Origin of the sequence: Salinisphaera hydrothermalis C41B8, from assembly GCF_000732535.1 — a bacterium.
Lineage (GTDB): Bacteria > Pseudomonadota > Gammaproteobacteria > Nevskiales > Salinisphaeraceae > Salinisphaera > Salinisphaera hydrothermalis.
Genome location: NZ_APNK01000015.1, coordinates 62041 through 78624 on the forward strand (window position 1 = coordinate 62041; position 16584 = coordinate 78624).

Annotated in this window: 15 protein-coding genes and 3 tRNA genes; 5 read left to right on the forward strand and 13 right to left on the reverse strand. The window is 63.4% G+C overall.

Going from position 1 to position 16584, the window contains the following annotated elements:
* Nucleotides 1-56 precede the first annotated feature (56 nt).
* From C41B8_RS11060 to C41B8_RS11100, 9 genes are all read right to left on the reverse strand, one after another.
* Nucleotides 57-929, reverse strand: a complete 873-nt coding sequence (locus C41B8_RS11060; RefSeq protein ID WP_051883409.1) for a MaoC family dehydratase — start codon at nucleotides 927-929, stop codon at nucleotides 57-59.
* Nucleotides 930-1434: 505 nt separating this feature from the next.
* Nucleotides 1435-1521 (reverse strand) — tRNA-Leu (locus C41B8_RS11065).
* A gap of 98 nt (nucleotides 1522-1619) precedes the next feature.
* Nucleotides 1620-1693 (reverse strand) — tRNA-Cys (locus C41B8_RS11070).
* A 78-nt stretch (nucleotides 1694-1771) separates the two neighbouring features.
* Nucleotides 1772-1846, reverse strand: a tRNA-Gly gene (locus C41B8_RS11075).
* 95 nt (nucleotides 1847-1941) lie between these two features.
* The gene (gene pgsA / locus C41B8_RS11080; RefSeq protein WP_084188859.1) at nucleotides 1942-2496 is read right to left on the reverse strand and encodes a CDP-diacylglycerol--glycerol-3-phosphate 3-phosphatidyltransferase; all 555 of its coding nucleotides are present in this window, start codon (nucleotides 2494-2496) and stop codon (nucleotides 1942-1944) included.
* Nucleotides 2497-2583: 87 nt separating this feature from the next.
* On the reverse strand, nucleotides 2584-4410 hold the full coding sequence (gene uvrC, locus C41B8_RS11085) for an excinuclease ABC subunit UvrC (RefSeq protein WP_037337898.1): 1827 nt from the start codon (nucleotides 4408-4410) through the stop codon (nucleotides 2584-2586).
* Between the two features lie 4 nt (nucleotides 4411-4414).
* Nucleotides 4415-5074, reverse strand: coding sequence for a uracil-DNA glycosylase (locus C41B8_RS11090; RefSeq protein WP_051883410.1), 660 nt, complete (start codon nucleotides 5072-5074; stop codon nucleotides 4415-4417).
* A 225-nt stretch (nucleotides 5075-5299) separates the two neighbouring features.
* On the reverse strand, nucleotides 5300-5779 hold the full coding sequence (gene rraA / locus C41B8_RS11095) for a ribonuclease E activity regulator RraA (protein ID WP_037337900.1): 480 nt from the start codon (nucleotides 5777-5779) through the stop codon (nucleotides 5300-5302).
* 10 nt (nucleotides 5780-5789) lie between these two features.
* Complete coding sequence (locus C41B8_RS11100; RefSeq protein WP_037337902.1) at nucleotides 5790-6302, reverse strand: disulfide bond formation protein B; 513 nt, start codon at nucleotides 6300-6302, stop codon at nucleotides 5790-5792.
* Nucleotides 6303-6398: 96 nt separating this feature from the next.
* On the opposite strand from C41B8_RS11100, the gene C41B8_RS19625 reads away from it, so the two are divergent.
* Together C41B8_RS19625 and C41B8_RS11110 are read left to right on the forward strand one after the other, a co-directional pair.
* Nucleotides 6399-7235: a transglycosylase SLT domain-containing protein gene (locus C41B8_RS19625; protein ID WP_198025159.1), complete on the forward strand. Its 837-nt coding sequence runs from the start codon at nucleotides 6399-6401 to the stop codon at nucleotides 7233-7235.
* A 68-nt stretch (nucleotides 7236-7303) separates the two neighbouring features.
* Nucleotides 7304-8878, forward strand: coding sequence for a BCCT family transporter (locus C41B8_RS11110; RefSeq protein WP_198025160.1), 1575 nt, complete (start codon nucleotides 7304-7306; stop codon nucleotides 8876-8878).
* Here the strand turns inward: C41B8_RS11110 and C41B8_RS11115 are convergent.
* Nucleotides 8848-10260, reverse strand: a complete 1413-nt coding sequence (locus C41B8_RS11115) for a hypothetical protein (protein ID WP_037337904.1) — start codon at nucleotides 10258-10260, stop codon at nucleotides 8848-8850. The genes C41B8_RS11110 and C41B8_RS11115 overlap by 31 nt on opposite strands.
* Nucleotides 10257-11162, reverse strand: coding sequence for an ABC transporter ATP-binding protein (locus C41B8_RS11120; RefSeq protein ID WP_084188847.1), 906 nt, complete (start codon nucleotides 11160-11162; stop codon nucleotides 10257-10259). Before C41B8_RS11120 ends, C41B8_RS11115 begins: the two co-directional genes overlap by 4 nt.
* A 244-nt stretch (nucleotides 11163-11406) precedes the next feature.
* Between C41B8_RS11120 and C41B8_RS11125 the strand changes: the two genes are divergently transcribed.
* From C41B8_RS11125 to C41B8_RS11135, 3 genes are all read left to right on the forward strand, one after another.
* Entirely contained in the window at nucleotides 11407-12909 is a 1503-nt protein-coding gene (locus C41B8_RS11125) for a peptide MFS transporter (RefSeq protein WP_037337907.1), read from the forward strand.
* Nucleotides 12910-13561: 652 nt separating this feature from the next.
* Nucleotides 13562-14548 (forward strand): IS110 family RNA-guided transposase, encoded by a 987-nt coding sequence (locus C41B8_RS11130; protein WP_037337910.1) that lies wholly within the window; start codon nucleotides 13562-13564, stop codon nucleotides 14546-14548.
* Nucleotides 14549-14714: 166 nt separating this feature from the next.
* A complete protein-coding gene (locus C41B8_RS11135; RefSeq protein ID WP_037337913.1) occupies nucleotides 14715-15407 on the forward strand; it encodes a glutathione S-transferase family protein in 693 nt (230 codons plus the stop codon).
* A 42-nt stretch (nucleotides 15408-15449) separates the two neighbouring features.
* On the opposite strand, the gene C41B8_RS11140 is transcribed toward C41B8_RS11135, so the two are convergent.
* Nucleotides 15450-15713: a hypothetical protein gene (locus C41B8_RS11140; RefSeq protein ID WP_037337917.1), complete on the reverse strand. Its 264-nt coding sequence runs from the start codon at nucleotides 15711-15713 to the stop codon at nucleotides 15450-15452.
* A 39-nt stretch (nucleotides 15714-15752) separates the two neighbouring features.
* Nucleotides 15753-16523, reverse strand: a complete 771-nt coding sequence (locus C41B8_RS11145) for an aminotransferase class V-fold PLP-dependent enzyme (protein ID WP_084188849.1) — start codon at nucleotides 16521-16523, stop codon at nucleotides 15753-15755.
* Nucleotides 16524-16584 lie beyond the last annotated feature (61 nt).

Sequence of the window (16584 nt, forward strand, 5' to 3'; positions counted from 1 at the left end):
CTGATCCATTGATGATCGGCACCCGGGTGTCCGCGGCAATCGGCGCGAACATCGAATCAGAGGTACCTCACCTCGCCGGTCAGGTGATGGATATCACCCGAGCGGCTGGTCAAAGCAAAATCCAGACCGTTGTCGACCGCCCCTTCCTTGAACAGGACGGTGCTCGGCAAAAAAACGGGCTTCTTGAAAGCCACGGACAACGAATAGGCGTCGACGTCGATATGCGGCTCGAGCGCGGCGGCGGCACGAGCTTTCATCCACATCCCGGTGGCGATCGCACGTGGAAACCCGAACAATTTGGCGCTCCAGGCGCTCAAGTGGATCGGGTTGTAATCGCCGGCTGCCGCGGCATAGCGCCGCCCGATATCCGCCGGCACCTGCCAACTGGCTTCTTCCTGCGCAGAAAAACCTAGCTCGGGCATTTCCTTGCGCTTGCTCGAACCGCCGCTCTTACCGCGCGACAGCATGACGCCGGTCTCTTCCCAGATCGTGGCGCCACTCGCATCGTTGACGCGCGTGACGAGATCGAATTCGATCCCCTTGGAAACCTCCCGATGCCCGCCCACGGACACAATCAGATCCAGCGGTTCGTCGACCCGAATCGCACGGCGCTGGGTGATCTCATTACGCACGTGAATCAAGCCCAGCAGTTTCAGTGGGAAACGCTTGTGCGTCAGCACGGCCATATGCATCGGGAATGCGAGGACATGCGGATAAGTCACGGGCAGCGTGTCGGCGCGAGGAAAACCACACACCTTGCGGTACCGAGCAAGGTTTTCCGCTCTGACTTCCAGATCGTTGAGCCGGGCAACGATATCCGGAATGGTCTCGCCCTGCGACAGGCCAGAACCGAAATTCGCGACCGCCCGGAAATAGGACGGTGCCACCGTCGGCAGTTGCTCGAAATCGAGCCTGATCTCTCCTGACATCGCTTTATCGTCTTTGGACGATGGAAGCTCGAAGTTTAACGCTTTGGGTGCGCAATACAATGAGCGACCGCGGGCGATCGTTCAGCTTCGATTCGGATAGGCCGCGATCCTTCCGGCCCGTACCAGCGCCATACTGGTGTGCCATTCTTCGAGACGTCATGGCAGCAAGCGCGCTACGTCTTGAAAATCAGAGCAATACCGCGCCAGGTGCGCTACGCGTTCAGAGGCATTCGCGCCGTGAACCGGCAGACAGCGTGACGAGAGCGACCAAGGACTTGCCCCGCCGGGGTGCGGTCTCGGCGTGCAACGCTGCTTTACAGACGCTACATCGACAACCAATGGGCGCTTGTCCGTTCACATCGGATGATGGGGAGGCCTCAACCGCGGGCGCGCGGTGCAGCCTCGCGAGCTCGGCGCGTGACGCCTGCCAGCACGATCGACCGCCCCTTGCGCCCTCCCGACTCGCGGCGGCACCGGCGATTTCGGACGAGACAACGCTAGTCGATGGTGCCCGGGGCCGGACTCGAACCGGCACGGCCATAAGGCCAAGGGATTTTAAGTCCCATGCGTCTACCAATTTCGCCACCCGGGCTTGGCGGCGAATTCTAGCAGGGAAGCGATGCACGCGGGGCATTGCATCGAAATCGATGCGATGGCTGAACGCCGGCGATACATTTCGAGGGAAAAGAATGGAGGCCAGGCCCGGAATCGAACCGAGGTACGCGGCTTTGCAGGCCGCTGCATCACCACTCTGCCACCTGGCCTCAAGTGCGAGGCCCGAGCATAAACCAGGCCCTCGACAAAGAAAAACCCCGGCCGGATCGGCCGAGGTTTCGGCTATTTGGAGCGGGAAACGAGATTCGAACTCGCGACCCCAACCTTGGCAAGGTTGTGCTCTACCACTGAGCTATTCCCGCTGTGTTGGCGCGTATTATAGGGCAGCGAGACAGGGTGTCAACGATTGATTTCCAATTGATTTCAAATCGCCCTGCATCGCCGTTTCGGCAACGCGTCAGCGCCGTTCGATACTGAGCGTCGGCCACGCTTGGCGCAAATAGATGATCATCGACCAGAGTGTAAGCGCGGCCGATATGCCGAGCAGCACCACGCCAACCACGTAGATCGCATGCTGTCGATACAGATCGAACAGCATCAGAAAGATAGCCAGCATCTGGACCGCGGTTTTGTATTTACCCAGCGAACCGACTGAAACCACGCCGCGCTGACCCAATTCGGCCATCCACTCGCGCAGCGCCGAAACCGTCAGCTCACGCCCGACGATGATGCTGGCGGGCAAGGCCACGAACCAGTGCGGATCGCGATATACGAGCATGACCAGCACGGCACATACGATGAGCTTGTCGGCTACCGGATCGAGAAACGCGCCAAACGCGGAGGTCTGATTCCAGCGTCGCGCCAGATGGCCATCCAGCCAGTCGGTGGCCAACGCGATACCGAAAAGCACGGCCGCGGCAACGTTAAAGCCCGGCAGCCGGACGAACAAAAGCCCGACAACAAAAGGGATGAGCACGAGCCGGAACAGGGTGAGCCAGATAGGCAGGTTCAACGTTTCTCCTCGCATCGTCGTCGCACGGGGCTTTCTCAGACAGCCGGCGCCAAACCCGGTATGGACCGTGGCATCGCGCGTCGTGTCTTAGGCCGTGTCGTGAAAATAATCGTATATCCGTTGCGCCATGGCAGTGCTGATGCCTTCCACACGGGCCAGATCGGAGACGCCAGCCCGCGCCACTTCACGCGGACCGCCGAACGTTTGCAACAGACTCTTGCGCCGTTTCGGCCCGAGGCCCTCGACGCCGTCGAGAACCGAAGCGCTGCGCGCCTTGCCGCGCTGGCCACGATGGGCCGCGATGGCGAAACGATGCGCCTCATCGCGAATCTGCTGAATCAAATGGAGCCCCGGTGAGTCGGCCGGCAGTATAAGAGGTGCGTTCTGCCCCGGCAAAAACAGCTGTTCCAGTCCCGGCTTGCGCGTCGAGCCCTTGGCTACGCCGAGCAGCTGCACGCCCGAGACCTCGAGCTCGTCCAATACCTCGCGCGCCACTGCCAGCTGCCCCTTGCCGCCATCGATGAGCAACAGATCGGGCAATTTGGCCTCGCCGGCCTTCACCCGCTTGAACCGCCGGGTCAAGGCCTGACGCATGGCCGCGTAATCGTCGCCCGGTTCGATGCCGCTGATGTTGAAGCGTCGATAGGCCGACTTGTTCGGCGCTCCGGCTTCGAACACCACGCAGGAGGCGACGGTTTTCTCCCCGCGCGTATGGCTGATGTCGAAACAGGCCATCTGCATGGGCGGTTCATTCATACCAAGCGCGTCGGCGAGCGCTGTCAGCCGTTTCTCCACCCCGGCCCGGCTGGCGAGCTGGGCCGAGAGCGTCTGATCGAGGGTGGCGCGCGTGTTGTCGAGCCAGCGCCGGCGCTCGCCGCGCACGTTGGTCTTGATCGCCACCCGGCGCCCCGCCCTGGCCGTCAGGCTTTCAGCCAGTTCGTCGTTCTGTGCGGGCAACGGATCGACCAGCAGCTCCGGCGGCACCGGGCGATCGATGTAGTACTGGCTGATGAACGCTGCCATGGCATCCTCGACCGCCGTGCCGGCCGGCGCGCGCGGGAAGAAACTGCGATGCCCGAGGTTGATGCCACCACGCACGGTTACCACCACCACGGCCGCCACGCCGCCGTCGATGGCGCCACAGATCAGATCGAAATCGCCCTTGCCACCCACAGTCTGGCTCTGCGCCTGAAGCCGGCGCAGCGACGAAATCTTTTCGCGCAGACGCGCGGCGGTCTCGAAATCGAGCTTCGCCGAGGCCGCCTCCATGTCGTGGACCAGGCGCTCGATGAGCTTTTCGTTGCGGCCTTCCAGCATTTCGACTGCGTCGGAGACATCGCGGGCGTAATCCTCGGCGCTGATATAGCCGACGCAGGGCGCGCTGCAGCGCTTGATCTGATACTGCAGACAGGGTCGCGAGCGATTCTCGAAATAGCTGTCGCGGCAGTTGCGCAGCTTGAACAGTCGCATCAGCGTATCGGCCGTGTTCTTGACCGCACCGGAGCTCGGGAACGGGCCGAAATAATGCCCCTTACGTTTTTGCGCGCCGCGGTGGTAGATGACTCGCGGGTAATCGTTGTCGCCGGTGATCAGCAGATACGGATAGCTCTTGTCGTCCCGCAGTACCACGTTGTAGCGCGGCCGATGCTTCTTGATGAGCGTCGACTCGAGCAGCAGCGCGTCATCCTCGGTATGCGTGATAGTGACCTCGATATTGGCCACCTGGTCGAGCATCGCCTCGGTCTTGGGGCTGCCCGAGGCCCGCAGGAAATAGCTCGAAACACGCTTCTTGAGATTCTTCGCCTTGCCGACATACAGCACCTCGCCCGCCGCGTTGTACATGCGATACACGCCGGGTCGCGTGGTCAGCTGGCGGACGTAGCGATTGGGGTCGAATCCGGTGTCGTTCGTCATGCGTCTATGATGCGCCCGAAGCCGTCGATGACAAGTCGCGAACCGCGTCGACCGCCGCTCGTGCCCGAGCGAAAACCTCATCCAGCATGGCCGGCGTAAGGCGTCGTGTGTTCCGGTTATAACGGCTGCAATGATACGACGCGATCAGCCGATGGCCGCTGGGCAGGTCGTATGTCGCGCCGTGCCCGAATCGATGGTCTGCCTGTCGCAAACCCAGCGCCCGCACCGTCGCCTTGTGGGCCACCCCACCCAGCGTCACCAGGACACTCGCCTGCTTCACCTCGTCGGCCAGAAACCGATTGCAGGTATTGATCTCCGCCGCAACCGGGCGGTTATCCGGCGGCAGACATTTCACCGCGTTGGTGATACGACAGTCCTGCAGGACCAGACCGTCGCCCGGGCCCTCGGAACGCGGCGCATTGCAAAAGCCGTGGGCATGGAGCGTGGCATACAGCAGCCCGCCGGCATCGTCGCCGGTGAACGGACGGCCGGTGGCGTTGGCGCCGTAAAGCCCGGGCGCCAGCCCGATGACCAGCAGCGCGGCATCGGCCGGGCCGAAGACATGCACCGGCGCCGCGTGGTGTTCGGGGTGGGCGCGTCGAATCTCTCGACGCAGCGACACCAAGCGCGGGCAACGACGACAATTGGGTGCGGGCTCACGCATCCCCTCTCCTCTCTCGTAGGCACACGGTGAACACGGGCCGCTCGCGTCTACCACCCGAAGACGCCTCGGCCGCAGCGTCCCGGCCTGCCGGCGTGTATCAGTCTTTGTGCCCGGCGAGCCGCACGCCCGACATTCACTTCAAACACGCGTACCGTGGAGCCACGATTCGCGGGCAACCGGTCTGGCGGCCCGCTGGCCCTCCTGCGAAGCGCCGATCAGGCCCGGCTACAACGCGAGTTCGGACGCCGACACCACGATGCCGTCGAGATCGGCATACAGCCAGTCGTCCGGCATGAACGATACGCCGGCAAAACGCACCGGCACGTCGCGCTCACCGACGTTCTTCTTGTTCGACTTGAGCGGATGCGTGTTCAAGGCCTTGACCGCGACATCCATCTGCGAGATGGCCTCCGCGTCGCGAATACAGCCGTAGACGATGACGCCAGCCCAGTCGTTGTCGATCGCCAACTGCGCCAGGTTGTCGCCCAGCAGCGCACAGCGATCGGAGCCGCCGCCATCCACCACCAGCACGCGCCCGGCGCCCGGCTCTTCCAGCGCAAGCCGTACCAGCGAATTGTCCTCGAAGCACTTGACGGTGCTGATCGGGCCGCCGAAGGCCAGCCGGCCACCGAAGTCGGTGAACATCGGCTCCAGAATCTGGAGTTTGTCGGAGAATTCGTCACACAGATCGGTTACGGGATACATGGAAAGCTCCTTAATCGGATGAACGAGCCGAGCCGGACCGCGCTCCAAAACCGAGCACGCCGACCAGCGCACCGATGGTCAGCAGAATGAAATAGATCAGCGACCAGGCCGGCAGGCTCAGGCCGGCGAAAGACCCTTTCACCGTCGCACAGCTGGCATCGCCGCGCAGTACGGTCGAGACGACCTCCTGCAACGGCATGATATGAATCAGGTAATTCAGCCCGGGCCCGCAAGCCGGCACCTGATCGGCCGGTAGATGCATGAGCCAGACATGGCGCGCCGCGATCGCGACCCCGGCGATCGCCGACAGCCCCGCCAGCCCGGCATAGATCCGGTGGCCCGCGCCGCCGGGTCCGTGAATCCAGCCGATCAGGCAGAACAACGCAACGCCGGCCATGGCCACGCGTTGAAATATACACAGCGGGCACGGCTCCAGCCCCCCGATATACTGAAGCAGGTAGGCGAAAACGAGAGCGGCAACGGCCGCGGCAAAGCCGGCGGCGAAATACAGGCGTGAAGTCATCGCCTGAATATTCCCATAGCGTCCGCCCGCCGGCAACGCAGCCCGCACGGCAGCGTCTGCTAAACTGAAATGTATGTCGACACCGCGTGCCCTGCCATGACGCCTTTTCGTGTCGTGGCTCCGGCTGCGGGCATGCTGCTGATCGGCGGCTGCCTGTCTACTATGGTCAGCGCGGCCCCGACCGCCCTCGCGCCTGCCCGGCTCGACGGTCTCGGGCATCATCTGTTTCCCGATACGGGCCGCTTGTTGCGCCCGGATGCCGCGCGCTGGCCCATTTTTATCGACCCGGTTCGACACCGCACCACCCGCGGCTTTTCGCTCGCCGGTTTCGAGACCATCGCGCCCACGGCATCCAACCCATCGACGCCACATCTCACCACGCGGCAACAACGTGACCTGCGTCACCGGCTCGCGACCACGCTGCCGCGCTATCAACGTCTGTTCACGCATGTGGGGCAAAACTACGGCCTGCCGGCGGCCTTGATCGCTGCCGTCGCCTACACCGAATCCAAATGGCGCCCGCGGGCTCGTCATCACGATGTAGCCGGGATGATGATGCTGTCGTCGTCCACCGCGCATACGGTCGGCGTATCCGACCGCCTGTCGGCCGCGGAAAACGTGAGCGGCGGCGCGCGCTATCTGGCGAAAATGCGGGCCTTGATCTCGCACGCTGTACCGCTGCCCGACCGCAACTACTTCGCGCTAGCGGCATATAACATGGGCATCGGCCATCTGCGCGATGCTCAGACACTGGCGCGCCGGCTGGGCAAAAACCCCCACCTGTGGGCCGATCTCAAACAGGTCATCCCGCTGTTGGCCGAACGCCGCTACTACGCCGGGCTCGACCACGGCTACGCGCGCGGCGACGCGGTGGTCGCCTATATCGAACGCGTACGCGGATGCGAACGGCTGATCGCGCCTCATCTCGACTGAGCCGCGGCGCGGCGTCGTGCCAGCTGCCATCTCCATCCATTCACTCGAAATCGTTCAAGGAATCCGATTTGCCTGACTCCAATCCGACCGCCCCGGTGGTCGAACGCCACGGTCCGCTGCAATTGGCCGGGCGCGTCTTCTACCCCGTCGTGACACTCATTCTCGCCCTGGTCGTAGCGACCATGATCTGGCCGAAATCGATGTCAGCGGTCTTCAACGTGCTGCTGGCCGACATCGTTCATTATTTCGGCTGGTACTACATTTTCATCTGTGCGGGCTTCATCGGCTTCTGTATCTGGGTCGGCTGCAGCCGGTTCGGCGCGCTCCGGCTCGGGCCGGACGATTCGCGTCCGGAGTTCTCGCGTTTTTCGTGGTACACGATGCTGTTCTCCGCCGGCATTGGCATCGGCGTGATCTTCTACGGCACGGCCGAGCCGGTGGCGCATTATCACCATGCGCCGCGGCAGATGGCCTCGGAAACGGTGGCCGCGGCCCGCTACGCCATCCAGCTCACGTGGATGGAATGGGGCGCCGGCGCGTTCGCGATCTATATCATCGTGGGCCTGGCGCTCGGCTTCGCCACCCATCGCCGCGGCCGCCCGCTGGCGATCCGCTGGGGGCTGGAGCCGCTGCTCGGGCGCTGGGTGCACGGCTGGATCGGCGATCTGATCGATATTGTGGCGATCATCGGTACGGTCTTCGGGCTGGCGACCTCGCTCGGCCTCGGCGTCATCCAGATCAATACCGGGCTGCAATACCTCGGCATCGCGCACAGCTCGCTCGATCTGCGTATCACCATTATTGCGCTGATCAGCCTGGCCGCAGGCGTATCGGTCCTGTCGGGGCTATCGCGCGGCATCAAGTGGTTATCGAACCTGAATATCCTGCTGGCCGCGATGCTGCTGGCCTTCGTATTCGTTTTCGGTCCGACGGTCTTCCTGCTCAAGGCCCTGACCGCCTCGTTCGGCTATTACTTCCAGCATATTCTGCAAACGAGTTTCGAAACCGATTTCGCTACCGGCAGCGACAAGTGGCAGTCGTACTGGACCGTATTCTTCTGGGCCTGGTGGATTGCCTGGGGCCCGTTCGTGGGTACTTTTCTCGCCCGCATCTCGCGCGGGCGCACCGTACGAGAGTTCGCACTCGGCGTACTCTGTATTCCGACGCTCGGTATCTTCCTCTGGTTCGGCACGATGGGCTGGGCCGCGCTGCACCGCGAGATGTTCGGCGCCGGCGGGCTCGGCGATGTGGCCACCCAGCAGGTCGTGTTCGATTATCTGGGCGGACTGCCGTTTCCAACCATCAGCTCGATACTCGCCATCGTGCTCATCGTGACCTTCTTCGTCACCTCGGCCGACTCCGGCGCTTTCGTCGTCGCCGTGCTGTCGACCGGCGGCTTGACCCGGCCACCGGTGTCCACCCGCGCATTCTGGGTGCTGTTGCAGGGGTTGGTCAGCATCGCACTCGCCATTGCTGGCGGCCTGTCGGCCCTGCAAACCGCTTCGCTGGTCGGCGGCTTGCCGTTCTCGATCGTGATGATCCTCATGTGCGTGGCCGTGGTGAAGAGCATGCAGCGCGAGCTGACGCTGGCCGAACAGGCCCGCGCATATGCTCATGCGCCCGGCGTGAACACCGGCGGCTGATCGGCAAAACTGTCACGGGCGAGCCAGAACACGCCCGCGGACGCGGCTAGAACGGGCACGCCGGTGAGGACTAATCCCATCGGCGTGCCCGCCCAGACGCAGGCGATATAAAGCAACCCGTACACGCCCACGTACAACGCCATGGTGAACAGCATCAGGGCGAAACGCGCCGCCCGGCCCCGTGGCCCCAATAGTTCCATGGACAGATCGATGGCGCCCATGCCGAGCGCGGCGATCGCCAAAGCGCCCAGCATGGCCCCCGGGCTGCGGTCGCCCAGTACGGCATATAACAGCACACCGCCCAGCACGGCCTCGATCGCCACGCTCGGAATGACCGTGGCCAGCGTGTCGAAGATACGGCGTTGAAAGCTGGCGTTGCGTTCCGGCGCCACGGCCAGATACAGATCGGCCAGATGCGGCCGCATGCGCGCGAAGCTGGCGCCCATCGAGGTACAGCGAAGTCGCGCTACGATCAAAGCCATGTAGGCCATGACGTGGGCCGGGGCGCCGGTCGCCCGTCCGCCGTATAGGGCGAGCGCGAGCAGCCCCACCGAGCCGCCGATCACCAGGACCGTATTCAATACGATGCCAATGACGTTGTCGTAGGGCATGAGCACCGCCCGAAACAGTACGGCCCGCCGCCAAGGCGTGTCGCGCCGGCGTTGACGCTTGATCGCGCGTTGCAACGTGTAATCGGCACCGCCCTCGAACACCGCGCGCAGCAACGCGCCCGGTCCACGCGCGTGGGCTTCCGCATCCGCCGGACTGCGGACCCAGCGGCTGTTGACCATGGCCATCGGCGACCCGGCCTCACGCGGGTCCCGCGGACGTAAACGCCTATCAAAGGCATGCCAGAGCACGAGCGCGCCGCTGAAGACGAGTAGCACCGACGCCCAGCCCGATTGCAGCCCGGCAATCACCATGGCCAACTGCGGCGGCGCCACCAGCTGCGGCCCAAAAACCAGCACCAGAATGACGGCGAGATATATCTTTTCGACCGACATCGCGACCGCGCAAGCCCATACCAGCGTGCCGACGCCAATGGCAATCGGAATGAAGGTCTCGTGACCGGACCCGCTCAGCACAGCCGCGGTCAGGCCAAATAACCCGCTCCAGATCAGCAGGCCCGCCTGCACCAGCCGTCGGCGGAAATTGGGCAGCAGCAGGCTTTCGTTGATCAATAACGGCACCATGACCCGACCGAGCGGCAGCCCGAGGAGCTGCATCGCCAATAAAAACAAGGGGAGAAATACCACCAGCGTGGCATCCGGCCCGAGAAATACGACCAGCCACAGGGCGATGGCGTAGAGCGTCAGGCCACCGAGCATGACCACCGCATGACCGCGCCATGGCAGCAATACAAGCCGAACGAGCGCCTTCATGCCAGCGCCACGAACGCATCCTCGAGCGTGATCCGCTCGACGCTGAGTTCGGCCTCGTATTGCTTGGCTATCGCACCCAGCTGAGCATCACCCACCTGGTCGACGATCAGCGTCAGTCGCGTTCCGGCGACTTCGCTCGACAACGCACCCGCGACCTCGGGCGGCTCCGACCAGCCGCACGCTCGAGTCAGCTCGACCTTGCGAATTCGTTCTCGCAGCTCGGCCAGCGGCATCTCCAGCACGAGCCGTCCACCATCGAGCAACGCGATATCGGCCTCCGCCCGCTCCAGATCGGCGGTGATATGGGTCGACAGAATCACGGTCTTGCCGTAATGACGCACTACATCAATCAACTCGTTCATGAAAGCAGCACGCGTCTGCGGATCGAGACTGGCGACCGGTTCGTCGAGCACGAGCAGATCGGGTTCCGGCGCCATGGCCCGGATGATCGCGAGCTTCTGACGCTGGCCTTCCGATAATTTCCCGATCTTGGCGCGCCGGTCGAGCCCCCAGTTGTCGACCAGCCGGTTTTCCAGCGTGCGGTTCCAGTGCCGATAGAACGCCGCGGTAAAGTTCAGGTAGGAGCCGACGCGCATCCACTTGAACAGGTCAAAGGTCTGCGGCACGAAACCGATCCGATGCAGTCGCTCGCCGCGCGGTTCGTCCATCGGCTCGCCGAAGATCTCGATTTCGCCCTCGTCAACGGGCAACAGCCCCAGCAGACAACGCATGAGCGTGGTCTTGCCAGCACCGTTGCGGCCAAGCAGCCCGATCACCCGGCCGCGCGGGATGTCCCAGTCGATACCGTCGAGCACCGCATTCTCGGTACCGGGATACGATTTACGCAGGCCGCGCACGCGCACCACCGGCGGATCACGGTCCACTGTGGCCGTCTTAGACATGACACCCTCTTATCTCCGAACCGCTTTGCACTATGCAGAAGTCGCGCCTGCTTTGGAACGCTATCGCAGCGCCGGGCGATCACCCGCATGACGTCTGCGGCCCGATTCTTGCTTGAGGCGCGAAGATCAGGCTGGCAGCAACGGATACACGAGTCGCACGGCCGGCATCAGGGTGCAAAAGCGTCGCTTGGCGTACGGTCATGGGAGTCGACGGCCAACGCGGATCGGGTTTCAAGGGACAACCATGGATACAACGGACACAACGCCCGCATCGCAGAAAAAATCGTTCTCGACGGTCTTTTTGATCGAGCTGTGGGAGCGCTTCGGCTTCTATGGCATGCAAGTGCTGATCGTGTACTTCATGATCCAGCAGCTGGGGTTTGCCGACGATCGCGCGAACCTCGTCTGGGGCGCGTGCGCCGCCCTGATCTATGTCTCGCCAGCGATTGGCGGGTGGATCGGCGACAAGGTCCTCGGCACCCGGCGCACCATGCTGGCCGGGGCGTTCGTGCTCGCGCTCGGCTATGCCTGCATGAGCGTGCCGACAATCAACACTTGGTTCCTGTTTTCGGCACTGGGTGTGATCGTGGTCGGCAACGGGCTGTTCAAGTCCAACGCCGGCAATCTGGTACGCAAGATCTTCGAGGGCGACGATTCGAAGATCGATTCGGCCTTCACTATCTACTACATGGCGGTCAACGTCGGCGCGGCCGCCTCGCAGCTGTTTACGCCCTGGGTCAAGAACTACGTCAACGATGTCTATGGCCACGGCTATGGCTGGCATGCAGCGTTCGCGGTGTGCTGTTTCGGGCTGTTGCTCGGGCTGACCAACTACCTGGTCATGCGCCACACCATGCGACACATCGGCTCGGAACCGGACCGGCACCCTGCGGATCCGAGGAAAATTGCCCTGGTTGCGCTCGGCGGGCTGGCCGCGGTGGCGGTATCGGCAGCGATCCTGCAGTACGAAAATCTTGCCCGGGCGTTCGTCCTGCTCGCCGGGCTGACGGTACTCGTCATTTTCTGGATTCTGATCGGGCGCGGCGATCGACGGGAACGCGCCGGGCTGATGGCTGCATTGATTCTCGTCGTGCAGACCGTGTTCTTCTTCGTGTTCTATCAGCAGATGTCCAGCTCGCTGGCGTTGTTTGCGCTGCGCAACGTGGACTGGAACTTCGCGATCTTCGGCACGCATTTATGGACCTGGTCGCCGGGCCAGTTCCAGGCGCTCAATCCGCTCTGGATCATGGTGCTGTCGCCGCCACTGGCCTGGCTCTACACCAAGGCCGGCCAACACGGCCGCGATCTGCACATCGCCGCGAAGTTCGCGCTCGGCTTTGTATTCGTCGCCGTCGGTTTCTTCACTTACAGCTCGGCGGCGTGGCTGGCCGTCAACGGCAAGGTGACGTCCTGGATCATGGTCTGGGGCTATGGCTTCAGTTCGCTCGGCGAACTGCTGGTTTCGGGCCTGGGCCTCGCCATGATCGCGCGCTATGTGCCGGCCCGCATGAGCGGCTTCATGATGGGCGCCTATTTCGTATCGTCCGGCGTGTCACAATATCTCGGTGGCCTGGTGGCCAATATCGCGAGCGTGCCAAAGGGCGTGACCGAGCCCACCCGGACGCTGTCCATCTATACCGATCTGTTCTTCGAGCTGGGCGTTACGGGCGTGATCTGCACGCTGATCGCGTTTGCCGTACTGCCCTGGATGAAACGCCTCGGCCGGATTCATGCCGGCGAGGCCTGATCGGGCGCTCGCTCGCGTCGAACGTTGAATTAACGTCCGCGCCTGTCATTGCCATGCGCCGAACTCCATTGATGAGCCGTCGCCGACGACGCCGGCGACGGTCAGCAACATACCGTCCGAATTATTGCAGGCACTGCCGCCCTGCCCGACGCTTCGGGTAGACGCGGCTAAATCCAGGAGGCCGATCGGGTCTAGGGCGTGTTGAGGTTTCGTGCGAGCGCCGCGTTGGCGTCCGCAAATCGCGTCCGGCAAGGCGCGAGTCGCCGCGTCGTGGCGTGCCACGACCCAGACTCGCAACGCCGCCGGGCGCGATTTGCGGCCCAACCCGAAGGGACAAGCGCTGTTTTGCGGCAATACAGCGTTATAGCTCTCTCGCGTAGAACAACTACGCCGCGTTCGCTACGCCTCGTCTTGCCGCAAAACAGCGCTTGGCGCGGACTCGCACGAAACCTCAACACGCCCTTGTGTCTTGCCCCGGTGGGCTGATTAGCTACCAGTCCACTGTGCTCGGCCGGGTGAGCATCCACACGCCCTGAGGCCCATAGCCTGCGCGTTAGATCATGCCCCCGGTCGATTTCATCTCGATAGTTTGAATGGTATCCAAGCCCCCGCCAGAGGCGGTGAGGCTGCACGAACAAGGAGAACGCGCGAGATGACCGCTTATATCGGTATCGATGTCAGCAAACGCAAGCTCGATGGCGCCTGGCTACGGGATCCAGCGACCGGCAAGATCAAGACCAAGGTCTGGAACAACGATGCGGCCGGGTTCGCCGCCTTGCAGGATTGGGTGGAGCACCAGACGGGCCGGCCGCTGTCGGATATCCACGTCGTCATGGAGGCCACCGGGGTCTATCACGAGGCGCTGGCCCAGACGCTTCATGCAGCCGGTGCCCAGGTCTCCGTGATCAATCCGGCGCACATTCGGGATTTTGCCAAGAGCCTGGGCGTGCGCGGCAAGAATGATAAGAAAGACAGCGTGGTGCTGGCGCGCTATGGCGCAACCCAGCAACCGGCCTTGTGGGCGCCCGAGCCGAGGGCCATCCGGGAACTCAAAGCGCTCGTGGCTCGTCTTGAAGCGTTGGATACCGACATCCAGCGCGAAGCCAACCGACGGGAAAAAGCCGAAGTCACCCAGGCGACCGAGGTCATGACCTCGATCGACACCGTATTGGCAGCGCTGCGCGCCGAGCGCGACCGGCTGGCGCGCGATATCGATGATCATATCGACCGCCATCCCGATCTGAAAAACGATCAGCAATTGCTGCAATCGATTCCCGGCGTCGGGCCGGCGGTGTCACTGCGCCTGATGACGACGCTGCGCAGTCGCGCCTTCGCCAGTGCCCGCCAAGCTGCTGCTTTCATCGGCGTGGTGCCGATACCCTGGGAATCGGGCGATTCCGTACGCGCTCGGCCCCATCTTTCCAAGACCGGCGCGCCCAAACTGCGGCGGTTGCTCTACATGGCCGCCGTCGTGAGCCTGAGATACAACCCGGATATCGCAGCGCAATCCCAGCGCCTGACCCGCCGTGGCAAGCCGGCGATGAGTGCCCTCGGGGCCGCCATGCGAAAACTCGTACACACGGCCTTTGGCGTGCTCAAACACCAAACGCCGTATCAACCCCAAGCCGCTTCTCTATAGACCTTGGGTTGGGGCACGCAAGATGGTATCTAGCGCAACTCAGGCCGGCCCGTCGCGATCGGGCCCGGACCCAGGCCGTATGATCCGGCGTTTCCGCGCCGCGGTATTTGCGCCGCGCGAGCGGTCGTTACAAAGTCGGGCGGTTCATTCTCATTACTCGCCAACCATGATCGAGTTTTACTACCACCCGTCCCCGAATCCGGAAAAAATCGCCCTCTATCTGGAGGAGACCGGACTCGACTACGAGCTGATGCCGGTCGATACTCGCAAGGGCGAACAGCACGCGCCGGCATTCCTGAAGATCAACCCGAACGCGAAGACCCCCGCCATCGTCGATACCGACACCGGCGCCACGCTTTTCGACAGCACGGCCATCCTGCTGTATCTGGTCGACAAAACCGGCCAGTACCGGTTGCCGGAAGACCCGGTCGAGCGGGGCCAGGCGCTGTCGTGGCTGATGTTCATCGCCACCGGCATCGGCCCCTACTCCGGCCAGTGCGTGCATTTCCGGCACTTCGCCCCGGAAGGCAACGATTACGCGGTGAATCGCTACGATTTCGAAGCCCGTCGCCACTGGGGCCTGATCAACGATCATCTGGCCGATCGTCAGTACATGGCCGGCGACACCTACGGCATCGTCGACATGGCGCTCTGGGGCTGGGGCGATCGCGTACCCTTCATCCTAGACAACCAGGGCATCTGGTCGGAGTACCCACACATCAAGCGATTGCTTGACGAAATCGACGAACGTCCAGCGGCCCGGGGCGCGCGCGCCCTGAAATCCAGGCACGCCTTCAAGACCGAGATGGACGACGACGCCCGTCGTCACATGTTTCCGCAGAACGCGGCACGCGGCTGATCCGGGTGTTTTCGGGGCCGCCGCAAAGCGTGGCGGCTCCAATCAACGGTCGTTCGAATCCTCCCGACCATCGCGCCGGGACCGAATATGGCGTACCGCCGGAATAGCGTAAGCCAGCGCCGCTGCAATGGCGATCGCTCCGAAGATCACCTCGAGCTGCGGGTACAGCCGGGCCAGCAACAGCCCGAGCATGGCCACGAACAAGGCGCCCGAGCGCTGCACCCGGCCGCGATCACCGAGCCGCAGGCTGATCAGGAACGCACCCAGCGCACAGGCGGCCCCGAGTGTCAGCAAATTAAGCAGCACGAGCTATCCTCCAGCGCATGATCACGCGGCCGTCCCTGATCAGGTCACCGTAGCGCGCTCCCGGTAAGCCGGTACATCGTGGCGCCGCTCCTTCAAGATACGGGCGAGTATCTCGGCCGCGTCGACCACGTCGACATATCGGGTATAGAGCGGCGTGAGGCCGAAGCGCAGGATATCCGGCGCGCGCATGTCGCCGACCACGCCGTGGTCGATCAGTGCGCGCATGACGGCATAGGCTTCAGGATGCCGAAACGACACCTGGCTGCCGCGCCCCGCGGCTTCGCGCGGGCTGGCAAGCGTCAAATCCAGCCCGGCGCCGCGTTGTGCCACGGTTTCGACGAACAGGTCGCACAGCGCGACCGACTTGGCCCGGACCTCGCCCATGTCCACATCGGTCCAGACGTCGAGCGCGGCTTCGAGCGCTCGCATGCCGAGCACGCCCGGGGTGCCGGCTAGAAAAGCACGCATATCCGCCGCCGGGGCAAAATCCGGATCGAACGCGAACGGGTCCGCATGCCCGAACCAGCCGGCCAGCGGCTGTTGCGGCGCCCCGTGATGGCGCGGATGGGCATAGATGAAGGCCGGCGCACCGGGCCCGCCGTTGAGGTATTTATACCCGCAGCCGACGGCAAAATCGGCACCGGAGGTGCGTAAATCGAGCGGCACCGCGCCGGCGCTGTGCGCCAGATCCCAGACAACGATCGCTCCGGCGGCCCGGGCGCGCTCGGTGATCGCGGCCAGATCGTGCATCGCCCCCGTGCGATAGTCGACGTGCGTCAGCATCAACACGGCGAGGTTCTCGTCGATCAGATGTCAACGCCGACTGAAAAGTGACCCCTTTTGGTCTTGAAACGCCGATTGAAAATTGACC